This is a genomic window from Pseudomonas syringae group sp. 247E2 (assembly GCF_032587795.1).
Lineage (GTDB): Bacteria > Pseudomonadota > Gammaproteobacteria > Pseudomonadales > Pseudomonadaceae > Aquipseudomonas > Aquipseudomonas amygdali.
In genome coordinates this window covers 122,029-145,954 of sequence record NZ_JAWHPK010000025.1, presented here as the reverse complement: position 1 = coordinate 145,954, position 23,926 = coordinate 122,029, and the positions used below count along the sequence as shown (strand labels likewise).

Genomic DNA, 23,926 nt, shown 5'->3' with positions numbered 1-23,926 from the left:
GCCGTCCAAGCCCTTTTCCTGTGCCATACGGGGGATTCCGGTAGCTCTGAAACAATTTTTTTCATTTAAACGCAAAATATTCCTACAGGAATCTCATTCTCATTCGTCTTTAATTGAATGCGAGGCTTTATATCGCCCGCGCGTACAGACAGAAGGAGTCGCTTTGCGGCTGCTTTACATCGTGAATCGAGATTGTTTATCCATGTCGAAGAAGTCCCGTTCAAAAATCTGGTTTCTCGTCCACAGCTGGCTTGCCCTGCCCATCTGGTTTTTTGTGCTGATCGTCTGTGTGACCGGCACGTTGGCGGTCATCAGCAAGGAAATCATGTGGCTGGCCAACCCGGAGATGCGTGACAACCGCCCCTCCGACGACGCCCAACGCATGAGCTTCGAGCAGATTCGCGCAACCATCGAGCGCAACGAGCCGGACCTCATCGTCGGTACGATCATGCAGCCTGACGGCGATTACTTCGCCCTGAGCGTGTTCGTCACCTACCCGGACGGCCGCTCGGTGCCGGCTTACGTCAACCCTTACACCGGGGTGATTCAGGGCCTCACGCCGTCGTTCGACTTCCGCCGCTTCACCCGCGCGCTGCACGGTTGGTGGCTGGTGCCGTTCACCAATGGCTATTCGTGGGGCTGGTACCTGGTGTCGATTCTCGGCCTGCCCTTGCTCGCGTCGCTGGTGACCGGGCTGGTGGTCTACAAGAAATTCTGGCGCGGCTTTTTCAAGCCGGTACGCTTCAGCCAGGGCCCGCGGATTTTCTGGGGCGACCTGCATCGCCTCAGCGGCGTGTGGTCGATCTGGTTCATTGCGGTGATTTCCATCACCGGCACGTGGTTTTTGATTCAGGCAATTCTTGGCGATAACCAGATCAGTATCTCGAGCAAATCCCAGGTTGCCTCGATCATTCCACACAGCGCCGTGCCGCTGACTGCCGACGGCCGCCCGGCACCGACCATCAGTCTGGAAAAGGCCGTGGAAATCGCCAAGGAGCGAATTCCAGGTCTTGAAGCAAGCTTCATAACGCCGCCCTTCAATGCCTACAGCAACATGCAGGTTGGCGGGCGCAGCTGGTATCCGCTGATGTTTCAGACCGCCGAAATCAACCCGTACAGTGGCGAAATCGCAGCGTCACACCTGTTGTCGGACCGCAACAAGCTGGAGTTCGTCACCGAATCCATGCGCCCACTGCACACCGGCGACTTCGGCGGTATCTGGATCAAGCTGATCTGGGCGTTCTTCGGCCTGCTGTTGAGCATGATGGTGCTCAGCGGGTTGCTGATCTGGAGCAAGCGCACCGCGCTGGCGACGCTCAATGCCCTCAAGCGTGAGTCCAGAACCAGCCCGGCCACCTTCACCCCGGCATCGACTCCGGACACCACCCGCTCGCCACTGGCGACCCGCACCCCGGAGAACAGCCTGTGAGCAAGGCCGCTGTTGCACAACCTGCATCGTCGCTGAGTCGTTTCTGGCACAGATGGCGCTTCCACATCAACGTGCTGCTGGTGCTGATTCCGCTGGGCTTCATGCCCAAGTACTTCTCCGACAACGCGCTGGATCGCGGCGATCAGGGCCTTGGCCAACGCGACGTCGGCGAGATTCAGGTCGGCCCGTGGAGCCTGCGTCTGGCCGAAGACCGTAACGAAGCCCCGCGCCTGTCCGGCCCGTCGGGCTACATGAAAAGCTTCAATGCCGCGCTGTGCAACGCCTGCATCGACCGGGTCAAGGCCACTTACCTGCGCATCGGCAAACCACGCAGTCTGCGCACCGCCGGGGTTATTTTCTTTGGCGGTGGCTACCGCATGAGTGCGTTCATGCAGATTCCCGAAAACACCAGCGCCGACTCAGACCTATGGATCACCATGGAAGGCTGGGACGGCGCCGTGCATCAGACTTCCATCCCGCTGCAACAGGCTTCGCCCACCACCGTGGCGTGGCTGAAAAAACAAGGAGCCAAACCATGAGTGCCCGCCCTTCCCTGCGCTGGCTGACGGCCAGTGCCCTGTGCCTGCTTGGCTTGAGTGGCAACGCACTGGCGCACAACCCGATGTGCGAATGCAAACAGATCGACAACGAGCAGATTCGCTGCACCGGAGGTTTTTCCGACGGCAGTGGTGCGCCGGGCGTGACCCTCGACGTGATCGGCTATGACGAAACCATTCTGGTACCCGGCAAGCTGGGTGAGGATTCGACCGTGACCTTCAAGCGTCCGGCTTCCGAGTTCTATGTGCTGTTCGATGCCGGCCCCGGCCATGTGGTGGAAATCGATCAGGCGGACATCCCCAGCCCATGAGTGCGCCAACCCGACAAATCGTCCGCCCGGCCGGCGCCGGGCATGAAACCCTGTACGTCCTGCTGCTGTGCCTGCTGATCCTCGGCGTCGCGGCCGGAGTCGTCAGCCTGTACCGTGATACTCAGGAAACACACAGCCTTGCCAGCCATCAACTTGATGCGCGACGAGACCTGACCGCTGCCGAACAAGGCATCTACGCCGACCTGCGCGTGACCCTCGACGAAATTCGCCTGCTGGCAACCGAACAGCAAACCCCTGTTACCCCGCAACAACTGGGTGACGAGGGCTTTGCGCCGTTCGCCCAGGACGCCAGTTCGGTGAGCCGTGGCGGTCACGAGTGGCAAATGTTCGAGCAGTCCTATCTGGGCCTGAGCCAGACGCCGAACGTGGCCGGCTCGTTTCTGATGCGCATCGATTCGGACAACCAGCCTGACATCTGGATCAACCGCAGCGCCTCGATCGCACCTGTCAGCGACCTCGGCGACAAAGCCCTGGTCGACGCGGGCTGGAAACAGGTCGTCGCGCAATTCGATGCTGGCGTAACCCGTCAGCACCCACACTGAAACTTCGCATTCCTTTGAAAGAAGACCGCTTGCCCATGCCTATTTCATTCAAACGCCGTCCCTTGCTGCGCGTCCTGTTGGCAGGGTTGTTTGCCGCCCTGCTGGCACCGTCCAGCTACGCCGCCGACCCGGCCAAGCGCCTGCGCATCGGCATCACGCTGCACCCGTATTACAGCTACGTGAGCAATATTGTCGGTGACAAGGCCGACGTCGTGCCGCTGATCCCGGCCGGTTTCAACCCGCATGCCTACGAACCGCGCGCCGAGGACATCAAGCGCATCGGTTCGCTGGACGTGATCGTGCTCAATGGCGTCGGCCACGACGATTTCGCCGACCGCATGATCGCCGCCAGTGAAACGCCGAACATCAAGACCATTGAAGCCAACGCCGACGTGCCGTTGCTGGCCGCCACCGGGGTTGCAGCACGCGGCGCAGGCAAGGTGGTCAACCCGCACACCTTTCTGTCGATCAGCGCGTCCATCGCCCAGGTCAACAACATCGCCCGCGAGCTGGGCAAGCTGGACCCGGACAACGCCAAAACCTACACCGCCAACGCCCGCGCCTATGGCAAGCGACTGCGGCAGATGCGCGCCGACGCCCTCGCCAAACTGACCAAGGCCCCCAACGCCGACCTGCGCGTGGCCACGGTACACGCCGCCTACGACTACCTGCTGCGTGAATTCGGCCTGGAAGTGACAGCAGTGGTGGAACCGGCACATGGCATCGAGCCCAGCCCGAGCCAGTTGAAAAAGACCATCGACCAACTGCGCGAACTGGATGTGAAGGTGATCTTCTCGGAGATGGATTTCCCGTCCACTTACGTCGACACCATCCAGCGTGAATCCGGGGTCAAGCTGTACCCGCTGTCGCACATTTCCTATGGCGAATACACCGCCGACAAGTACGAGAAGGAAATGGCCGGCAACCTCGACACCGTGGTGCGGGCCATTCAGGAGTCGGGCACATGACTGTCGCGCAGAACCTCGACATCGTCAGCCAGGGGCCAGGCATCGAGTTCAACCAGGTGAGCCTGACCCTGGGCCGCACAACGATTCTCGACCGCGTGCATTTCAACGTGCGCGCTGGCAGCGTACACGCGCTGGTAGGGCCGAACGGCGGCGGCAAAAGCTCGCTGATCAAGACCCTGCTCGGGCAGACACCGCATCAAGGCCAATTGAGCCTGCAATGGCCTGCCGCGCCGGGCCTGATTGGCTATGTGCCGCAGGCGCTGGAGTTCGATCGCGGCTTGCCGATGACCGTCGACGATTTCATGGCTGCCATGTGCCAACGACGCCCGGCGTTTATGGGCTTGTCGAAACACTACGCGGCAGCAATTGGCGATGCGCTGGAACGGGTCGGCATGCAGGACAAGCGCAAGCGGCGCATGGGCGCGTTGTCCGGTGGTGAACGGCAGCGCGTGCTGCTGGCGCAGGGGCTGATTCCTGCGCCGCAATTACTGGTGCTGGATGAGCCGATGTCGGCTCTGGATGAAGCAGGGATTCAAGTCTTCGAGCGCCTGCTCGGTGACTGGCGCCGAAGCGGTATCACCGTGCTGTGGATCGAGCACGATCTGGATGCAGTACGGCGGCTGGCGGATCAGGTGACCGGGCTCAATCGCCGCGTATTGTTCGACGAGCCTGCCGCCACGGCACTGACGCCGGAACGCCTGCTGACGTTGTTTTCTGCTCATCCGCGCACTGCTGATGCTGTTAACGGGAGCGCCGCGTGATGGATTACGAAACGTTTCGTCTGTTCATTCAGGGCCTCGCCTCATCCGGCTATCTGCCCGAAGCGCTGGCCTATGGCTTTGTGGTCAACGCCCTGCTTGCGGGCCTGTTGATCGGCCCGGTGCTGGGCGGTCTGGGCACGCTGGTGGTGGTCAAGCGCTTTGCGTTCTTCTCCGAAGCGGTGGGCCATGCGGCACTGACCGGCGTGGCCATCGGTATTCTGCTCGGTGAGCCGTACACCGGGCCTTATGGCGCGCTGTTCGGCTATTGCCTGCTGTTCGGTATCGTCCTCAACTACCTGCGCAACCGCACCGGACTGGCACCGGACACGCTGATTGGCGTGTTCCTCTCGGTGTCCCTTGCGCTCGGCGCAAGCCTGCTGCTGGTGCTGGCCGGCAAGATCAACGTGCACATTCTGGAAAACGTGCTGTTCGGCTCGGTACTGACTGTCAACGGCAATGACCTGCTGGTGTTGCTGATCGTTGGTTCGCTGGTCATGGGCCTGAGCCTGCCGTTATACAACCGCATCATGCTGGCCAGCTTCAATCCGCAACTGGCTGCGGTGCGCGGCGTGGCAGTGAAGGCGCTGGATTACCTGTTCGTGATTCTGGTCACACTGATCACCGTTGCCGCCGTGAAAGTCATCGGCGCGATTCTGGTCGGTGCGTTGCTGGTGATTCCAGCGGCGGCGGCACGCCTGTTGAGCCAGTCGCTGAAAGGCTTTTTCTGGATTTCAGTGGCCATCGCAACCGTCAGCACCCTGTGCGGCATTCTGCTGCCTATCGTCTTCGACCTGCCTGTGCCGTCCGGCGCGGCGATCATTCTGGTGGCTGGCGTTGCCTTTGCCCTGGCCGCCATCGCCCGCGGCACGCTGCCCGGCCTGAAAGGGAATATTGGATAAATGCCTACTTTACGTACATTGACCCTGGCGCTGGCCATGACCGGCCTGTTCAGCAACAGCCTGTATGCCGCCGACGCCAAAGCCGACAGCGCTCAACCGGTACGGGTGCTGGCCAGCCTGCCGATTACCTACGGGCTGGGGGAAATTCTGCTCAAGGACAGCGGTGTCATGCTGGAACGCGCTGCCGCGGCCAACCTGCCCGGCTCGCGCCAGACTGCTTACTTCACAGGGCGCGGTGCCGATGCATTGCGCGGCTTGGCGAACAACGCCGATGCGGTAATCGGCTTGCGGTCGATCTGGGCCGATGACCCGCTTTACCCGAACGCACGCCGCAGCAATATTCGCATCGTCGAAATTGATGCAGCCCGCCCGGTGGACGGTGGTTTACCGGGGATTGCCGTGCAGCCGGGCCAGGGCACTGACGGGCTGAACAGTCAGCCGTGGCTGGCGAGCAACAACATGGGGCGCATGGCCGATGTGCTGGCGGCGGACCTGGTGCGCCTGGCACCGAGTGCGAAGCCGAAGATCGAGGCCAATCTGGCGGCGTTCAAGCAGCAACTGCTCAAGCTGAGTGCCAGCAGCGAAGCGGCACTGGCCGGTGCCGACAATTTAAGTGTGGTGAGTTTGTCAGACCGCTTCGGCTACCTGATCAGCGGGCTGAATCTGGAGCTGATCGACAGCCTGGTGCTGACCGACGAACAGTGGACGCCCGAGGCATTGAGCAAACTGAGCGCGACCCTCAAGGATAACGACGTGGCGCTGGTGCTTGATCATCGTCAGCCGCCAGAAGCGGTGAAGTCTGCAATTGAAGCGGCAGGCAGCACGTTGCTGGTGCTGGGGATTGATGGCGCTGATCCGCTGGCGGAGTTGCAGGGGGATATTCAGGGGGTTATCGAGGTGCTGGCTGGCAAGGGGTGAGCTTATCGTTGCTCACGCTCCAGCGTGGGGAATGCAGGTCGCGAACCTCTGCGTCGCACGATAGCCGCGCGGAGCATCGGCACGATAGTTGAGATTATCGTTCCGCATGCTCCAGCGTGGGAATGCAGGTCGCGACGCTCTGCGTCGCAAAGAGGACGCGGAGCGTCCCGAACGGCATGACGACGCGGAGCGTCGCACGATAGCCTGGTTGGCCTACCAGCCAATCAGGCCGTCTGCGCTTCCATTTTCTGGCGCAGGCTCAGGGGGCGCATGTCGGTCCAGACTTCTTCGATGTAGGCCAGGCACTCTTTCTTGAAGCCGCTTTTGCCAACGGTGCGCCAGCCGTTGGGGACGGCTTTGTAGTCGGGCCAGATCGAATACTGTTCTTCGTGGTTGACCACAACTTGAAAGACGATGTCTTCCCGATCGAATACTGAAGTCATTGCTGCTCTCCGTGTTGGTTCAGTGCTGCTGTGCCAATTCATAGCAGCTATAGGGATTGAACGTATCGCTACGTCGAAAAATTAAAGCTGTGCGACAGCGGCGTTGAGTGCGCGACCAAAGATTTCGGCCACTTCGTCGACCTGCTCGGCGGTGATCACCAGCGGTGGCAGGAAGCGCACCACGCTGCCGTGTCGACCACCCAGTTCCAGAATTAGCCCGCGCTTGAGGCATTCGCGCTGGACCAGCGGGGCCAGACGGGCAAATACCGGCGGATGACCCTGCGCATCGCGCGTACCGGCCGGATCGACCAATTCGACACCCAGCATCAGCCCGCGCCCGCGAATATCGCCCAGTTGCGGGAAGTCACGCTGCAAGGCATGCAAGTGCCTGGACAGACGCGCGCCCATCGCCGTCGCGTGCTCGCAAATATTGTGTTCCTGAAGATAGCGCATTACCGCCGAACCGGTAGCCATCGCCATCTGGTTGCCACGGAAAGTTCCTGCGTGGGCACCTGGCAGCCAGGTGTCGAGCCATGAACGATAGACCACCACCGCCAGCGGCAGGCTGCCGCCGATGGCTTTGGACATGACCACGACGTCCGGGATAATCCCGGCGTGTTCGAAGGCGAACATCTTGCCGGTGCGGGCAAAACCGCTCTGGATTTCATCGACAATCAGCGCCACACCGGCCTTTTCAGTAATACGCCGCACGCCGCGCAACCAGTCCAGGTCAGCAGGAATGACCCCGCCCTCGCCCTGCACCACTTCAAGAATGACCGCTGCAGGCAACTGCACACCGGCTTCCGGGTCGTTGAGCAGGTTCTCCAGATAATGCAGGTTGGCGCGCACGCCCTGTTCGCCGCCGAGCCCGAACGGGCAGCGGTAATCATAGGGGTAAGGCAAAAACTGCACGCCTGTGCCGAGCAACGCGCCGAGCGGCTTTTTCGGCCCCAGGCTGCCCATCAGGCTCAACGCGCCCTGGCTCATGCCGTGATAACCGCCCTGAAACGACAGCACCGTGCTGCGTCCAGTGGCAGTGCGTACCAGTTTCAGCGCGGCTTCCACTGCATCGGTACCGGTCGGGCCACAGAACTGTATCTTCGCGTCATCGGCCAGTTGTTGCGGCAGCAGGCCGAACAGGTCCTGAACGAACTGGTCTTTGACTGGTGTGGTCAGGTCCAGGGTGTGCAGCGGCAACTCATCACTGATCACCTGCTGAATCGCTTCGATGATCACTGGATGGTTATGCCCCAACGCCAGCGTGCCCGCGCCTGCCAGGCAATCGATGAAGCGCCGCCCTTCGACGTCCTCGACGTGAATGCCCTTGGCTCGCTTGAGCGCCAGCGGGATACGCCGCGGGTAACTGCGCGCATTGGATTCCTGGCGATTTTGCCGCGCCAGCAATGGCGACTCTTCGAATTGGTAGAGCGTTTCAGCCGCTGCCGGGGCAACCCGTGTCAACTGATCATCGATAAGCCTGGTAGCAACTGACATCTGTGCAACCCTCAATACGCTGGTTGAATGACCTGATGCATGACGGTTGGCCATGCGGGCTCAGGCGTTTATTCCTTCCCTTGAAAACGCGCCAGCGAGCTGCGGATTTACACCCGGTAACGAGTTTTTTATCCGCAACGCCAGCGCGCCGACGAGAGGCCGATCAGAGCCCTTCCAGTTCCGCCATCAAGTCCGCCAGACGGTCGAATTTCTGCTCGTCAACCTGCGCTCCGCCAAGGCTTTGCAGATGCTCGGCCAACGCCTGAACGGTGTTGAATTCGAACATCGCCCGCAATGGCACGTTGCGCTGCAACAGCTTCTGCGCACGGGTGACGACCTGGGTAGCGAGCAGCGAGTGCCCTCCCAACTCGAAGAAGTTGTCGGTAATGCCCACCCGCTCGACCTTGAGCACATCGGCCCAGATGGTCGCCAGTTGCTGCTCCATCTCGGTCTGCGGCGCGAGGTATTCCTGCTGCGCCTGACTGACGTCCGGCGCAGGCAAGGCCTTGCGGTCAAGCTTGCCGTTCGGCGTCAGCGGCATGGCCCCCAGAATCACCAGATGCGCAGGTACCATGTAGTCCGGCAGGCTGGCTTTGAGATGGTTTTTCAGCTCGTCTCGTAGCGCATCGGGATCCTGCGTGGCAGCGCTTGGCACCAGATAGGCCGCCAGCACTTTGCCCAGCGGACCGTCGACGTCCAGTACCACCGTCTCGCGGATCGCCGAATGCTCCAGCAAGCGGGTTTCGATTTCGCCCAGCTCGATACGATAACCGCGAATCTTCACTTGGTGATCGACCCTGCCGACGTACTCCAGCACGCCGTCCTTGCGCCGCCGCGCCAAGTCACCGGTGCGGTATAGACGCTCGCCCGGTGCACCGAACGGATGCGGCACGAACACCGGCACGCTGCGCGAGGGATCAGCGACGTAACCACGGCCGACTCCGGCCCCGGCCACGCACAGCTCACCCACTGCGCCCAGCGGCACGAGGTCCAGCGCTTCGTCGAGCAGGTACAGGCGGTTGTTGTCGGTCGGCGAACCGATCGGCAGATAAGCGCTGCGTGTGGACGCTGCATCAACGCGGAAGAACGCCACGTCGTCGGAACACTCAGCCGGGCCATAGGCATTTACCAGCCCAATCTGCGGGTAGCGTTGCAGCCACTGGCTGGCCAGCTCGGGCGGCATGGCTTCGCCGGTAGGCAGCATCCAGCGCAGGCTGTCGAGCGTTGCCTGCTGCTCGGCGAGCAGGCCGGTTATCAGCGACGGCACGCTTTCCAGCACGCTGATGCGCTGGGCCTGCACATGCGCCAACAAGGCCTGCGGGTCGCGGGCGATGTCGTTCGGCACAATGTCCACCCGCGCGCCAAACAGCGGCGCAGCGAGGAACTGCCAGACCGAGATGTCGAAACTCTGCGAAGCGGTCTGGGCGATGACATCTCTTTCGCTCAGGCTCAGGTACGGCACCTTGCTCAACTGGTTGTTGAGCATGCCGCGCTGCTCGACCATCACGCCCTTCGGCAGCCCGGTGGAGCCGGAGGTGAAAATCACGTAAGCGAGGTTTTCCGGTGCGCTGTAGCGGCCGGGGTTGTGCTGCGCTGATTCGCTCTGCTGCACAGTTTCCCAGACCAGCAACTGCGGACGAGTGGACTCGGGCAGCGCTTCAAGTAGCGCCCTGCCCTGTTCCAGACATTGCGCGCTGCACACCAGCAGCGGCGTGCCGCTCTGGCCGATGATGCCGCTCAGTCGCGAATCGGGCAGCGCCGGGTCCAGCGGCAGGTAACCGCCACCGGCCTTGAAGCTGCCGATGATCATGCCCGGCAGTTCAACGCCACGCTCGGAGAGCAAGGCAACCGGCTGATCGAAACTGACACCGGCCTCGATCAGGGCATGGCCCAGACGGTTGCTGGCAATATTCAGCTCGGCATAACTGAGCTGGCGATCCAGGCAACTGACCGCAATGCGCTCGGGATGCTCCACGACCTGTGCTTCGAACAGTTCGACATAGCTTTTATCCAGCGGGTACGCGTGCTCGCTCTGGTTGCAGCCCTCGATCAGGAACGTGCGTTCCTGCTCGCTGACCAGTGCCAGTTCGCTCATGTCGCCGTGGAAGCCCTCGATCAGCGCCAGCAGCAGACGCTTGAACTCGCCGAGCATGTTCTGCACGGTGGACTCATCGAAATAACGCTGGTCGTAAGACAGATGCAGGCCCAGATCATCACCCGGATAGCAGACGGCCGTCAGCGGATAGTTGGTGTGGGTGCGACCGGAATCCGACGTGGCGTTGAGGCTTTGCGCACGGTCGAGCACCGAAACTTCCACCGGTGCGTTCTCGAACACGAACAAGCTGTCGAACAGCGGCTGGCCTTTGGGCAGTTCGCTGTTTTCCTGAATAGTCACCAGCGGCAGGTATTCGTACTCGCGCAGTTGCATGTTGCTGTCCAGCAACTGACTCAGCCACTGGCGCACGCTGCAACGCTGATCGTCGCCGGGCATGCCGACGCGCAGCGCGATGGTGTTGATGAACAGCCCAACGGTGCGCTGCATTTGCGGCAGTTCCACCGGACGACCGGCCACCGTGACGCCGAACACCACGTCGCGATCACCGCTCATGCGCCGTAGGGTCAAGGCCCATGCTGCCTGGGCAAAGGTGTTGACGGTCAGTTGATGCTGCTGCGCCAGCTCGCGCAGTCGTGCGCCGTCGCGTTCATCAAGGCGGGTATAGCAATCGCCCACGACCATGCCGCCGCTGTCGCCCGCATGTTCACGCAGGAACGGCCGGTCGCTGGGGATCGGCGTCGGCCGTTCGAAGCCGCGCAGGTTGTCTTGCCACCAGTCACGCGCCTGCGCCAGGCCACGGCGCTGCAGCCAGCCGATGTAGTCGCGATAACGCGGGGCAGGCGTCAGTTGTGCTTCACGACCTTCGCCCAGCGCAGTGTAGATATCGAAGAAGTCGTTCATCAGCAGCGAACGGCACCAGGCATCGATGAGGATGTGGTGGTTGCTCATCATGAACCAGTAGCGCGCTTCATCGACGCGAATCAGGCGCAGGTGGAACGGCGGCTGATCGAGCAGGTTGAAACCGGCCTCGCGCTCGGACTTGAGCAAGGCCTGCAAACGCGGCTCCTGCTGGTCCTCCGGTACGTCACGCCAGTCCAGATAATCAATCGGCGTGCTACCCGGCTTGTGGATGACCTGCAGCATGGTTTCGCCGATGTCCCAGCAGAACGAGGCGCGCAGCGCTTCATGACGGGCGATCACCGCCTGCCAGGCCTGGGCAAAACGCTCCGGGTCGAGCGCGCTGTTGATGCGATAGCGGTCCTGCATGTAATACAGGCCGGTGCCCGGTTCCAGCAGGGTGTGCAGCAGCATGCCCTCCTGCATTGGTGTCAGCGGGTAGACGTCCTCGATGTGCGTCGCAGCGACCGGCAGTGCGTCGAGTTGCGCCTGATCCAGATCGGCCAGCGGGAAGTCCGAAGGCGTCAGGCCACCGCTGCCATCGCTCAGGCAATGGGCAATCAGCGCCTGCAACCGGGCCAGGTAATCCTGCGCCAGCGCTTCGATGGCGGCGGGTTGATAACGCTCGGCACTGAAAGTCCAGCGCAGCAGCAGTTCGCCGCCATACACCTGGCTGTCGATGCTCAGCTCGTTGGGCAGCGGCGCATGCGGATCGTGGGCCGCGCCCGCTGACTCTTCCAGCGGACGGAACAACGCATCGCTGGCGAAGCTCTGGTCGAACTGACCGAGGTAGTTGAAGGTGATCGGTGCCACCGGCAGCGCCTGCATGGCGGCTTTGCTGGCACTGTCGGCCAGATAGCGCAGCACGCCATAGCCCAGGCCTTTGTGCGGCACCTGACGCAGCTGCTCCTTGATCGCCTTGATCGACTCCCCCGGCGCTGCATCGCCAGCCACTGCTGGCGTGAGGCGCAGCGGATAAGCGCTGGTGAACCAGCCGACCGTGCGGGTCAGGTCGATGTCGTCAAACAGGGTTTCGCGGCCGTGTCCTTCCAGCTGGACCAGCGTCGATGGTTGCCCGCTCCAGCGGCAGACCACTTGCGCCAGCGCCGTCAGCAGCAGGTCGTTGACCTGAGTGCGGTATGCGCTGGGTGCCTGTTGCAGCAGTTGTCGGGTACGTTCGGCATCCAGCCGCACGCTGACGGTTTGCGCATGACGATTCTGCTGGCCGCCCTGCGGGTTGTGGCACGGCAACTGCGCCACAGGACCGCCAAGCTGACGCTGCCACACGTGCAGCTCTTCACGTAACGATTCGTTACCCGCGTAGGCCTGCAAACGTGCGGCCCAGTCACGGAACGCACTGGTCTTGGCGGCAAAGCGCACTGGCGTTGCTTCGCTCAACTGTCGATAGGCCGTTTGCAAATCGTCGAGCAGCACCCGCCACGAAACGCCATCGACCACCAGGTGGTGAATGACCATCAGCAGACGTTGCTGACCCTGCGGACCATCGACCAGCAAGGCGCGCAACAGCGGGCCGTTTTGCAGGTTGAGGCTGCGCTGGGTGTCGGCGTACAGCGCGGCACATTCGGCCATGTCGGCGACCTGCGCCTGTATTAACAGGGTTTCGGCGGTGACGGCGCGGTGCTCGGCCTGCCATTTGCCGTTTTGCCCGGTGAAGCTCAGGCGCAGTGCGTCATGCTGTTCGCGCAGCGCCCGCAATGCCTGCTCCAGCAGACGCGGGTCGAGTGCAGTGAGCGGCTCCAGCACCAGCGACTGGTTCCAGTGCTGACGCTCGGGGATCGGCGTGTCGAAGAACCAGTGCTGGATCGGCGTCAGCGCGGATGCGCCTTGCAGTAGGCCCTGTTCGGCCTGAATCAGTTCGCTGGCGGTCGCCACGGCGGCCAGGGTCTGCACGGTCTGGTGCTGGAACAGATCACGCGGGCTGAAATGAATACCCACCTGACGCGCCCGGCTGACCACCTGAATCGACAGGATCGAATCGCCGCCCAGTTCGAAGAAGTTGTCGTTGAGGCCGACTTTCTCCACGTTCAGCACCGCACACCAGATCGCTGCCAGCTGTTGCTCCAGTTCACTGGCCGGGGCTACGTAATGCTGACGATTGAGTTCCGGGTCCGGTGCAGGCAATGCGCGTCGATCGAGCTTACCGTTGGCGGTCAGCGGCATGCTGTCGAGCAGAATCAGGTGAGTTGGCACCATGTAATCCGGCAGTTGCGCCTTGAGGTGCGACTTGAGCGATTCACGCAATTGCGTCTGCTGCTCGTCGCCCTGCCCGGCCACATCACTGACCAGATAACCCGCCAGTTGCTTGCCCGACGGCGTGTCCAGCGCCAGCACCACGGCTTCGCGGATGGCCTCGTGTTCCAGCAAACGGGTTTCGATTTCCCCCAGTTCGATACGGAAGCCACGAATCTTCACCTGATGGTCGATACGCCCCAGATATTCCACCAGCCCATCGGCGCGCTGGCGCACCAGGTCGCCGGTTCGATACAGACGCCCGCCGTTGCTGGCAAACGGGTCGGCCACGAAGCGCTCGGCGCTCATGCCGGGGCGCTGATGGTAGCCCTGCGCCAGACCGGCACCGCCGATATAGAGTTCGCCGCTCGCGCCCTGTGGCACCAGGGCCAGATCGGCGTCGAGAATATAGGCAACCCGCGCCCCGACCACACGACCGATCGGTACGCTGGCTTCGCCCTCTTCCAATTGCTGCGGGGCCAGGCTGGCCAACGGCATGACCACGGTTTCGGTCGGGCCATAGGCGTTGAACAATAGTTCCGGCTGGAAGACTGCGCGAATACGCTGCAAGTGTTCACCGGTCAGCGCTTCACCGCCGGTGATGCACATGCGCACCGGCAAGGTCTGGCCTTGAGTGGCCAGCCACTGCGCCAACTGGCTGCCATAGCTGGGGGTGAAGCCGAGAATATTGACCTGCTGCTGGCGAATCAGCGTGCAGATTTCTTCGGCGTCCCACTGGCCTTGGGCGCGCAATACCACGCGCGCACCACTGAGCAGCGGCACCAGCAGACGCTCAGTGGCGGCATCGAAGTTGATCGAATAGAAATGCAGTTCGCAGTCATCGGGCTGCATGTCGAAGCGACGAATCACCGCCTGACAATGCATGGCGATTTCACCGTGGGACACCACCACGCCCTTGGGCTTGCCGGTAGAGCCGGAGGTGTAAATCAGGTACGCCTGATGCTGCGGCAGGCTGATAAACGGCAGTTCATCGGTTGAGAAAGACGCCAGCAGCGGCTGATCGTCTTCCAGGCACCAGCGGGCCACACCGGCAGGCAGCTCGCCCAGCGCGGCAAACAGCGCACGGTCGCTCAACAGCAGGCCGACGCCGCTGTCTTCGATCATGTAGTGCAGGCGTTCCAACGGATATTCCGGGTCCAGTGGCACGTAGGCACCACCGGCCTTGAGGATCGCCAGCAGGCCGACAACCATATCCAGCGAACGCGGCAGCGCCAGGCCGACGCGAACCTGCGGGCCGACGCCGCGCTGGCGCAGCATTCCGGCCAGTTGATTGGCGCGGGCGTCCAGCTCGGCGTAGCTCAGGGTTTCCCCGGCAAAGGTCAACGCAGGCGCATCTGCGCGCAGCCGGGCCTGCTCGGCGAACAGGCTGTGAATGCACTGATCAAGTCGTTGTTCGCCGGCTTCGACGCCGAGGCTGTCGAGCAGTTGCTGACGCTCGTCGTCCTGCAACAGCGGCAGTTCACTCAGGCGCTGTTGCGGGTCGGCGAGCAGTGCTTGTAGCAGGTTCAGCCAGTGCTCGGCCATCTGCGCGATGCGCGGCTCGTCGAACAGATCGGTGCTGTAGGTCAGGCAGCAACCCAAGCGGTGATCCAGCTCAGTGACCTCCAGGTTGAGGTCGAATTTGGTGGCACGCGCATCGTTGACCAGATAGTCAACGGTCATGCCCGCCAGCTCGCGACTTTGCTGGAATTCCCAGCGCTGCACGTTGCACATCACCTGGAACAGCGGGTTGTAGGCCGCGCTGCGTGGCGGTTGCAGGGCTTCGACCAGATGATCGAACGGCAGGTCCTGATGCGACTGGCCTTCAATGACGGTGTGACGAACCTGTTCGAACAGCTGCGCAACGCTCATTTGCCCGTCAAGCTGCACGCGCAGCACCTGGGTGTTGAGGAACGCGCCGATCAGCCCTTCGCTTTCCGGACGGATGCGGTTGGCCACCGGCGCACCGATGCGCAGGTCATTCTGGCCGTTGTAACGGTAGAGCAGCACCGCCAGTGTGGCGGTCATGGTCATGAACAGGGTCAAGCCATTGCGGGCGTTGAACGCGCGGACTTTGGCGGCCAGTTCGGGATTCAGGTCGAAACGGTACAGTTCGCCCTGGTGACTTTGTACCGCTGGGCGTGGCCGGTCAGCGGGCAGTTCCAGCAGCGGATGCTCGTTACCCAACTGCGCGGTCCAGTAATCCAGCTGGCGCTGGCGCTCGCCCGCCTCCATCCACTGACGCTGCCAGACACTGTAATCCAGATATTGCACCGCCAGCGGTTCCAGCGGCGACGGCTTGCCTTGCAGAAATGCTTCGTAGAGCAGGCCCAGTTCGCGAGCGAAAATGTCCATCGCCCAGCCTTCGGTGACGATGTGGTGCAGGGTCAGAACGAAGTAATGCTCAAGATCAGCCGCCTTGACCAGACAGGCACGCAACAGCGGACCGGTCTCCAGATCAAAAGGCTGATGCGCCTCGCTGTCGGCCAGTGCCTGAAGGCGCTGCTGACGAAGCTCGGCAGGCAGGGCCGAGTAATCCTGCCATTGCACGCGCAGGCCGGTCTGTTCGCTGACCTTCTGGCATGCTACGCCGTTGACGCTCGGGAAGGTGGTGCGCAGGGTTTCGTGGCGCAGGATCAAGGCTTGCAGCGCGGCTTCGAAACGTTCGATATCGAGCACGCCGTTCAGGCGTGCCATGCCGCCGACGTTGTACGCCGGGCTGTCCGGTTCCATCTGCCAGAGGAACCACATGCGCTGTTGCGAATAGGACAGCGGCACCGGTTGACTGCGGTCGACACGGGCAATCGGTTGCAGGCTGCTGCGTTCGCCTGACAGCTGAATGGCTTGAACCTGTTCGACAAACGCGCCCAGCTCGCTGGCTTCGAACAGCGCACGCAACGGCAAATCGATATCGCAGGCCTGACGCACCCGGGAAATGATCTGCGTGGCCAGCAACGAGTGCCCACCCAGCTCGAAAAAGTCGTCGCGCAGGCCGACGCGCGGCACGCCCAGCACTTGGCGCCAGACAGCGGCGATCTGCTTTTGCAGGTCGGTTTGCGGCTCGACATGCTCGCGAGTCTGCCATTGAGGCTCGGGCAAGGCGCGTCGATCCAGCTTGCCACTCGGGCTCAGCGGCATGCTGTCGAGGCGCACCAGCTGCGCCGGGACCATGTAATCCGGAAGTTCCAGAGCCAGCGCCGATTTGATGCGCTCGGCCTGAGCGTCCTGCCCGGCTTCGGCGGTGTAGTAACCGATCAGTTGCGGGCCCGCAGCGGTTTCGCGCACCAGCACGGCAGCATGACCAACACCCGGCTGGGCCAGCAGACGGGCTTCGATCTCCTGCGGTTCGACGCGGAAGCCACGCAGTTTGACCTGCTGATCCAGACGCCCAAGGTATTCCAGCGCACCGTCAGCGGCCCAGCGCACCAGGTCGCCGGTGCGGTACAAGCGCTCACCCGGCTGGCCCAGCGGATCGGCGATAAAGCGCTCGGCGGTCAGGCCCGGACGATTCAGGTAGCCACGCGCCAAGCCGATGCCACCGATGCACAGTTCCCCGGCAACCCCACGCGGCAGCGGGTTGAGCTCGCTGTCCAGCACCCGGCACAGCACGTTACCCAGCGGACGACCAATCGGTGAACGCAGGCCGTCGCTAACCTGACATTGCCAATGGGTGACGTTGATTGCAGTTTCGGTCGGGCCATAACGGTTGTGCAGTTGTACGCCCGGCAGATGCTCCAGCACCCGGTTGCGCAGTTCGCTCGGCAACGCTTCGCCGCCAGAGAACAGGCGACGCAGGCTGGTGCATTGCTGCGCCAGCGGCTCGTCGACAAACAGCTGCAACAGGGGCGGCACAAAGTGCAGCGTGGTCACACCGTGCTCGTTGACCAGTTGCGCGATGCGATGCGGGTCGCGGTGTTCGCCGGGGCCTGCCAGTAGCAGGCGGCAACCGGTAATCAGCGGCCAGAAGCATTCCCAGACCGACACGTCAAAGCTGATCGGTGCCTTCTGCATCAGCACGTCGCTTTCATCCAGCCCATAAGTGTCCTGCATCCATTGCAGGCGCTCGGCCAGTGCCGCGTGGGTGTTGCCGACGCCTTTGGGCTGACCGGTGGAGCCGGAGGTGTAAATCACGTACGCGAGATTGTCGCCGCTCAAATGCAGGCCCGGCGCGCTGACCGGCCAGCTGTCCAGGTGCAGCATGTCCATCGCAACCGTGCAGACCCCGTCTGCGCTCGGCAGGTCGCCGAGCAGATGGCTCTGGGTCAACAGCAGCTCAACACCGCTGTCTTGCAGCATGTAGGCCAGTCGTTCAATCGGGTAATCCGGGTCCAGCGGCACGTAGGCGCCCCCGGCCTTGAGGATTGCCAACAGACCGATCAACAGTTGCGGCGAACGCTCGGCGGCGATTGCCACCTTGACGTCCGGGCCGACGCCCTTGTCGCGCAGGTAATGCGCCAGACGGTTGGCCTGGGCATGCAGGCTGGCGAAATCAAGGCTGCCGCCCTCCCACACCAGCGCGATGCGTTCCGGGGTTTGCAGCGCCTGACGCTCCAGCATTTCAGGCAGCCAGATGTGTGCAGGCGTGCAGGCGGCAGCGCTCCACTGCGCCTGTTCGGCCAGCTCGTCAGCGCCAAGTAATTGCACGTCGCCCAGCGCAACCTGCGCCTGCTGACTGACCTGGGTCAGCAACTGAACGTAGTGCCGCGCCAGACGCACGATGGTGTTGCGCTCGAACAGCTCGTCGGCGTAGTCGAAGGACAGATTGAGGCGACCGTTACGGTCTTCCTCGCTGTGCAGTTGCAGGTCGAACTTGGCCTCGCGGCTGTGCCACGGCAGTTCTTCGGCGAGCAGCCCCGGCAGACGACGCAGTGCGCCGAGGTCGCGTTGCTGGTGGTTGAACATGACTTGAAACAGCCCGTGTTCGCGGGCCTGCGGAAACGCTTCGACCAGTTGCTCGAACGGCACGTCCTGATGCGCCTGAGCGTCCAGCGCGGCCTGGCGGGTCTGGGCCAGCAGTGTGGAAAACGGCAGGCGCGGATCGAGTTGCGCACGCAGCACCAGGGTGTTGATGAAGAAGCCGATCAGGCCCTGGGTTTCATGACGAGGACGGTTGGCACCGGGCACGCCGATGCGAATGTCGGTCTGCCCGCTGTAGCGATGCAACAAGGCCTGGAAGCCCGCCAGCAAGAGCATGAACGACGTTGATTGCCAGGCTTGCGCGGTGTTGCGTACGGCGGCGCTCAGCTCGGCACTCAGGCGCAGGCTGTAACGCGAAGCGCTGTGCTGCTGATGTGCCGAGCGCGGACGATCAGTGCTCAATTCCAGGGTTGGCTGCTCATCGCCCAGTTGCTGCTTCCAGTAGTCGAGCTGGCGCTCGGCCTCGCCGTTTGCCAGCCATTCGCGCTGCCATTGGCCATAGTCGGCGTAACGCAGTGGCAGAGGTGCCAGTTCCAGTGGCTGCCCCTGAACAGCCGACGCATAGAGCCGCGAGAATTCGTCGATCAGCACATTCAGCGACCAGCCATCGGCAATGATGTGGTGCAGCGTGACCAGCAACTGATGCTCTTCCTCGTCCAGTCGCAGCAGCGTAACGCGCAGCAACGGGCCGTTTTGCAGATCGAATGGCAGACGCGCCTGCTCTTCGCGGATCGCCAGCGCACGCGTCTGGCGTTCGTCGCTCGGCAGGTCGCTGATATCCAGAGTGTCGAAATGGAACTCACCGGGCGCGTCGATGCGCTGCAGGGCGACACCGTCATGCTCATAGAAGCGCGTGCGCAGCGATTCATGGCGCTCGATCAGGCGCTGGAAGCTGGTACGCAACGCCGTGGTGTCCAGTTCGCCACGCAGGTACAGACCACCGGGAATGTTGTAGGCGCTGCTTTGCGGGTCAAGTTGCCAAAGGAACCACAGGCGGTTCTGTGCCAGCGATTGTGGCAGATGCTCGTTGCCCGGCAGGCGGACGATAGCGTTCTGCGTCTGGCTGTCGCCTTGCGATGCGGCGATTTGAAGCGCTTCGATCTGCGCCGCAAAGGCGGCCAGCGTCGGCGCTTCGAACAGCAGGCGCAGGTTCAGGTCGATGCCCAGTGTTTCACGCAACCTTGCCACCACTTGGGTGGCGACGATGGAGTTGCCGCCCAGCAGAAAGAAATGATCGTCGACGCTGACCTGCTCACACTGCAAATGCTCGCACCAGACGCTGGCGATCTGCGCTTGCAGGTCCGATCCTGTGCTCAGGGTCCGGTTTTGAAGCGTCGTATCGTTCGCGGGAAACACCGCGTAGCTGTCCAGGCTGCCATCGGCCAGACGCGTGCGGCAGGCCGAACGTTGCAACTTGCCACTGGAAGTTTTGGGCAGAGCGCCCGGATTGAGCAGCACCACAACGCTCGGCGCCTCCTGAAACGCCTCGGCAACGGCTTGGCGAATGATCTTGATCAGCGCCTCGGCGGACAGTATTTTCTGCACGCTGCGGCTCACTTCGGCAGCGATCCCAATGCCTTCGCTACCGTCCTGATTGACCGCAAATGCCGCAATACGGCCTTTGCGCACCACATCGACCTCGCGCTCGACGACTTTCTCGATGTCCTGCGGGTACAGGTTGTGGCCACGGACGATCAGCATGTCTTTCAAACGACCGGTGATGTACAACTCGCCATGCCGCTGAAAGCCCAGGTCGCCGGTACGCAGCCAGGTCTGGCCGTCATGCCGGACGAACGCCTTGGCGGTGGCTTCAGGGTTGCGCCAGTAACCGTGGGCGATGCTCGGCCCGCTGGCCCACACTTCGCCGATACGGTTTTCGTCCAGTACTTGCAGTGTGGCGGGGTCGGCAATCAATACGCCATGCCCCGGCTGGCCGGTGCCGCAGCTCATGACTGGCTGACCGTCGCCCAACTCTGCCACATTGCGCGCCAGCGCCTGCGCATTCAAACGCAGCGAAGGAATGCCTTTGCCGCGTTTGCCACCCGCTACATATAGCGTGGCTTCGGCCAGCCCATAGGAGGCCATGAAGCTGTCAGGCGTGAAGCCGCAACTGGCGAACTTCTCGGCAAACGCATTCAGGCTGTCTTCGCGGATAGGCTCGGAGCCGGAATACGCCACGCGCCAGCGACTCAGGTCGAGCTGCACCAGCGCCGAATCACTGACCCGCGCGCTGCACAGCTGGTAGGCAAAGTCGGGCCCGCCGCTGATGGTGCCGCCGTATTCGCTGATAGCTTCCAGCCAGCGCAATGGCCGCGTGAGGAAGTAAGCCGGGGCCATCAGGATGCACGGAACGCCGCTGAAAATCGGCTGCAACAAGCCGCCGATCAGACCCATGTCGTGGTACAGCGGCAGCCAGCTGACGATCACGTCGTCCGGATTGACGTCGATGCCGAAGCCATGACGAATCAACAGTTCGTTGGCAACCAGGTTGCCATGGCTGACCTGCACGCCCTTGGGCAAGGCGGTCGAGCCCGAGGTGTATTGCAGGAACGCGATGTCGTCGGCCTGCAATTGTGGCCCCTGCCAATTGTCGGCAGACGCACTGTCCAGCGTATCGACGCAGAGCAGTTGCGGGGCATCGGCAGCAGCCAGCTCATCCATCTGCAGCAAGGCGGGCTGCAGGTCGGAACCGGTCAGTACCAGCCGTGGCTCGGCATCGGCGATGATCGACAGCAGCCGTTCCTGATGATGACGACGATTGGATTCCGGCGGGTAAGCCGGCACCGCAATGACCCCGGCGTACAGGCAGCCGAAAAACGCAGCGACATAGTCCGGCCCACTGTGAAACAGCAGAATTGCCCGATCACCCGGCACGGCCTGACGTTGCAGCGCAGCGGCGATGGTCCGCGCGCGCAGGTCCAGGTCACGGTAGGTCAACACCAGTCCCTGGTCTTTCTCGTCGGTGAGGAAACGCAGCGCCAGCCGATCCGGCGTGTGCAAGGCGCGACGCTGAAGAGCCTGGGCCAGAGTGTCGGGGAGTTCAAACGCATCCATGATGGAGTTCCTGCTAGATTCGGCGTGCCAGATAAGATCTGAATTTCAAAAAAAGACACGCGCCCTGCAGAGAGGCCGCGCGCGAGGCAAACAGGGTCAACCGGCGGCCCGGTTCATTTGCCGTGAGGTGCTGTTGCGCCAGCGGGCCAGGTGCTGTTCGCAATAGCGCCGCAGCAGACGGAGCAGCTGTGTTTGCTCGTCGACCAGATAAAAGTGATGGCCCTCGAACATGTCCAAAGAGAATCCGGTGCGGGTCTCTTCCTGCCAGTCGAGCAGTTCCTCGACGCTGATGCTGTCCTGCTTGCCGCCAAATACATGGATCGGCACGCTGAGTGGCTCGCGCACGCCATACACAAAGCTGCCGCAGAGCAGAAAATCGGCGCGCAGGATCGGCAGCATCAACTGCATGAGCTCCTGATTGGCGATGACGTTTTCGCTGGTGCCCTTGAGCGTGCGCAGCCGATCGATCAGTTGCGCATCGGTCTTGGCGGCGACGTATTCGCTGACATCGCGGCGCACCGGACCGGCAGTCGCTGATGCGAACAGCGCCAGCGGTGCGGGCAGACCGCGCTCGCGCAAGGCGTGCGCCAGCTCAAAGGCCAGCAGCCCGCCCAGACTGTGGCCAAACAACGCATAGGGCTTGTCCAGCTCGGCGCTGATTTCGTCGGCCAGACGGTTGGCCAGTTGCACGATATCGGTCTGCAACGCCTCGTCCATACGCATGCCGCGGCCGGGAAGCTCCAGAGGCCGTACGTTCAGCCACTCCGGCAATTTGCGCCGCCAGGGGCTGTAGAACATCGCACTGGCGCCAGAAAAAGGCAGGCAGAACAGCGTCAGGCTCACGGACGTACTCATATCTGAACCGTCCGTCTGTTGGCGCGGATGTGAAAGCGGCGTTGCGCGTGATCGAAGCGCATGGGGTTCTCCTGAGGTATTCCCTGGCCGCAACCGTGGTCGGGCCTGTCACCAATGAGAACGGATGGCGTCTGCAAATAATTAGTGGAGATGCGCGTCGCGAGAGCGCACCTGACGAGGCCGCACTGTTAAAGTGCGCTGATTGGCTTTCGCATTTGACAATAATTATCATTAAGGCTAATTTGTTGCCCCATGTGACGGCGCTGCCCCTCCTGCAGCCCTCCCCCTCAATTGTTCAAGCAGCAAGGTGAATTCCATGACGGAACACGTAATCACAAGTAAGTGCGACTCACCATTACTCCAGGCATTCGTCGACAACTACTTGCTGCTGGTCAAAATCGCGGCGCGCATCGTGGGTTGCCGGTCCCGGGCCGAGGACGTAGTGCAGGACGCCTTTTTCAGACTGCGCTCGGCACCTCAAGCCACGCTGACTTTCAAGGCCCAGCTCAGTTACCTGTTTCAGATCGTGCGCAATCTGGCCATCGATCATTACCGCAAACAGGCGCTGGAACAGAAATACACCGGCCCCGAGGCCGAGGGGCTGAATGTGGTCATTCAGGGTGCATCGCCGGAAACCTCGCACATCAACTTCTCCAGCCTGGAGAAAATTGCCGACGCCCTGACCGAACTGCCGCCCCGCACGCGCTACGCGTTCGAGATGTACCGTCTGCACGGCGTGCCACAAAAGGACATCGCCAAGGAACTGGGCGTGTCGCCGACGCTGGTCAACTTCATGATCCGCGATGCGCTTGTTCATTGTCGCAAGGTCAACGGTGCCAACGCTGAAGCGTGATAATTCAGAAAGACAAAAAAATCCGGAGCACTGGCTCCGGATTTTTTGTTTCTGCCTTGAATAGACAGTCGATCAGCGGCTGACCTGATATTCAGGCTGTACTTCCGGCATGGCCGAAGAGTGGTGGTTGAGAATCTTCCACTCGTTGCCGATGCGGTGGTAAAGGAACGAATAACGCGCCTGTACCTTGGTTTTCTTGCCGTCTGCAGCCGTCAGAGTGAAGGTGTAGACACCGTTGTCCGCAGCGGCATCAGGCCCCAGACGACGAATCTCACGGTAGTTGATCTCGCCAACCGGTTTAAGCGCCAGGAAGTGATCGAAGTAGTCGGTGATCTCTGCCGGAGTAGCACGTACCTTGTTGGAGACCGTAGGCTGCAAGACTGCGTCCTGCGCATACAACGAGGCGACTGTCTTCGAGTTACCGGTCTGCAGGGCCTTGTTCCAACGGTCAAACAGACCGGCGATTTCCTTGTCATTCACATTGCTTGGCGTCTCGGCCACCATGCGGTAGGTGTAGCCGGACGGCTCGGCAGCAGCCTGAACCATCGGTGCACTCACAGCCAGCAACAGGGCCAGGGCGGTCAATTTAGTTTTCATCGCTACTCTCCTACGGGGTATCTGTTCAGGGATTCAGTGAGTGCCACTTTGCCCTCCCCGCCACTGCGCGCCATCGGCCAACCGGGGTTAACTGTGTATGCCAA

14 protein-coding genes are annotated in these 23,926 nt (G+C 62.1%); 9 read left to right on the top strand and 5 right to left on the bottom strand.

Features of this window, described 5'->3' with window-relative positions; translation table 11 throughout:
• Positions 1–202: 202 nt before the first annotated feature.
• Genes RYC18_RS21055 through RYC18_RS21020 form a run of 8 tightly spaced genes read left to right on the top strand, consistent with a single transcriptional unit; the run spans position 203 to position 6,406 of the window.
• Complete coding sequence (locus tag RYC18_RS21055; RefSeq protein ID WP_002552924.1) at positions 203–1,429, top strand: PepSY-associated TM helix domain-containing protein; 1,227 nt, start codon at positions 203–205, stop codon at positions 1,427–1,429.
• Positions 1,426–1,968, top strand: coding sequence for a hypothetical protein (locus RYC18_RS21050; protein WP_044320815.1), 543 nt, complete (start codon positions 1,426–1,428; stop codon positions 1,966–1,968). Before RYC18_RS21055 ends, RYC18_RS21050 begins: the two co-directional genes overlap by 4 nt.
• Positions 1,965–2,297 carry a hypothetical protein gene (locus RYC18_RS21045; protein ID WP_004664615.1) on the top strand — a complete coding sequence of 111 codons (333 nt, stop codon included), beginning with the start codon at positions 1,965–1,967 and terminating at the stop codon, positions 2,295–2,297. The genes RYC18_RS21050 and RYC18_RS21045 overlap by 4 nt, the downstream gene beginning before the upstream one ends.
• Positions 2,294–2,860 carry a DUF6162 family protein gene (locus RYC18_RS21040; protein ID WP_316886701.1) on the top strand — a complete coding sequence of 189 codons (567 nt, stop codon included), beginning with the start codon at positions 2,294–2,296 and terminating at the stop codon, positions 2,858–2,860. Before RYC18_RS21045 ends, RYC18_RS21040 begins: the two co-directional genes overlap by 4 nt.
• Positions 2,861–2,895: 35 nt before the next feature.
• Positions 2,896–3,828: a metal ABC transporter substrate-binding protein gene (locus RYC18_RS21035; RefSeq protein WP_004660181.1), complete on the top strand. Its 933-nt coding sequence runs from the start codon at positions 2,896–2,898 to the stop codon at positions 3,826–3,828.
• Positions 3,825–4,589 carry a metal ABC transporter ATP-binding protein gene (locus RYC18_RS21030; RefSeq protein WP_005746819.1) on the top strand — a complete coding sequence of 255 codons (765 nt, stop codon included), beginning with the start codon at positions 3,825–3,827 and terminating at the stop codon, positions 4,587–4,589. The genes RYC18_RS21035 and RYC18_RS21030 overlap by 4 nt, the downstream gene beginning before the upstream one ends.
• Positions 4,589–5,488 (top strand): metal ABC transporter permease, encoded by a 900-nt coding sequence (locus RYC18_RS21025; RefSeq protein ID WP_316886700.1) that lies wholly within the window; start codon positions 4,589–4,591, stop codon positions 5,486–5,488. Before RYC18_RS21030 ends, RYC18_RS21025 begins: the two co-directional genes overlap by 1 nt.
• Positions 5,489–6,406: a metal ABC transporter substrate-binding protein gene (locus RYC18_RS21020; RefSeq protein ID WP_005782918.1), complete on the top strand. Its 918-nt coding sequence runs from the start codon at positions 5,489–5,491 to the stop codon at positions 6,404–6,406.
• Between the two features lie 224 nt (positions 6,407–6,630).
• Here the strand turns inward: RYC18_RS21020 and RYC18_RS21015 are convergent, their stop codons facing one another.
• From RYC18_RS21015 to RYC18_RS21000, 4 genes are all read right to left on the bottom strand, one after another.
• Entirely contained in the window at positions 6,631–6,849 is a 219-nt protein-coding gene (locus RYC18_RS21015; RefSeq protein WP_122693768.1) for an MbtH family protein, read from the bottom strand.
• An 81-nt stretch (positions 6,850–6,930) separates the two neighbouring features.
• Positions 6,931–8,343 carry an aspartate aminotransferase family protein gene (locus tag RYC18_RS21010; RefSeq protein WP_044320822.1) on the bottom strand — a complete coding sequence of 471 codons (1,413 nt, stop codon included), beginning with the start codon at positions 8,341–8,343 and terminating at the stop codon, positions 6,931–6,933.
• A 163-nt stretch (positions 8,344–8,506) separates the two neighbouring features.
• Positions 8,507–21,517 (bottom strand): non-ribosomal peptide synthetase, encoded by a 13,011-nt coding sequence (locus RYC18_RS21005; RefSeq protein WP_316886699.1) that lies wholly within the window; start codon positions 21,515–21,517, stop codon positions 8,507–8,509.
• A 96-nt stretch (positions 21,518–21,613) separates the two neighbouring features.
• The gene (locus RYC18_RS21000) at positions 21,614–22,372 is read right to left on the bottom strand and encodes a thioesterase II family protein (protein ID WP_005746812.1); all 759 of its coding nucleotides are present in this window, start codon (positions 22,370–22,372) and stop codon (positions 21,614–21,616) included.
• Between the two features lie 316 nt (positions 22,373–22,688).
• On the opposite strand from RYC18_RS21000, the gene RYC18_RS20995 reads away from it, so the two are divergent.
• Complete coding sequence (locus RYC18_RS20995) at positions 22,689–23,225, top strand: RNA polymerase factor sigma-70 (protein WP_002552913.1); 537 nt, start codon at positions 22,689–22,691, stop codon at positions 23,223–23,225.
• A gap of 72 nt (positions 23,226–23,297) precedes the next feature.
• On the opposite strand, the gene RYC18_RS20990 is transcribed toward RYC18_RS20995, so the two are convergent.
• The gene (locus RYC18_RS20990) at positions 23,298–23,822 is read right to left on the bottom strand and encodes an SgcJ/EcaC family oxidoreductase (RefSeq protein ID WP_002552912.1); all 525 of its coding nucleotides are present in this window, start codon (positions 23,820–23,822) and stop codon (positions 23,298–23,300) included.
• Positions 23,823–23,926 lie beyond the last annotated feature (104 nt).

Coding starts and splice junctions, on each gene's coding strand:
- RYC18_RS21055 (WP_002552924.1), top strand. CDS start 203: ATGTCGAAGAAGTCCCGTTCAAAAATCTGGTTTCTCGTCCACAGCTGG.
- RYC18_RS21045 (WP_004664615.1), top strand. CDS start 1,965: ATGAGTGCCCGCCCTTCCCTGCGCTGGCTGACGGCCAGTGCCCTGTGC.
- RYC18_RS21040 (WP_316886701.1), top strand. CDS start 2,294: ATGAGTGCGCCAACCCGACAAATCGTCCGCCCGGCCGGCGCCGGGCAT.
- RYC18_RS21035 (WP_004660181.1), top strand. CDS start 2,896: ATGCCTATTTCATTCAAACGCCGTCCCTTGCTGCGCGTCCTGTTGGCA.
- RYC18_RS21030 (WP_005746819.1), top strand. CDS start 3,825: ATGACTGTCGCGCAGAACCTCGACATCGTCAGCCAGGGGCCAGGCATC.
- RYC18_RS21025 (WP_316886700.1), top strand. CDS start 4,589: ATGGATTACGAAACGTTTCGTCTGTTCATTCAGGGCCTCGCCTCATCC.
- RYC18_RS21020 (WP_005782918.1), top strand. CDS start 5,489: ATGCCTACTTTACGTACATTGACCCTGGCGCTGGCCATGACCGGCCTG.
- RYC18_RS21015 (WP_122693768.1), bottom strand. CDS start 6,849: ATGACTTCAGTATTCGATCGGGAAGACATCGTCTTTCAAGTTGTGGTC.
- RYC18_RS21010 (WP_044320822.1), bottom strand. CDS start 8,343: ATGTCAGTTGCTACCAGGCTTATCGATGATCAGTTGACACGGGTTGCC.
- RYC18_RS21005 (WP_316886699.1), bottom strand. CDS start 21,517: ATGGATGCGTTTGAACTCCCCGACACTCTGGCCCAGGCTCTTCAGCGT.
- RYC18_RS21000 (WP_005746812.1), bottom strand. CDS start 22,372: ATGAGTACGTCCGTGAGCCTGACGCTGTTCTGCCTGCCTTTTTCTGGC.
- RYC18_RS20995 (WP_002552913.1), top strand. CDS start 22,689: ATGACGGAACACGTAATCACAAGTAAGTGCGACTCACCATTACTCCAG.
- RYC18_RS20990 (WP_002552912.1), bottom strand. CDS start 23,822: ATGAAAACTAAATTGACCGCCCTGGCCCTGTTGCTGGCTGTGAGTGCA.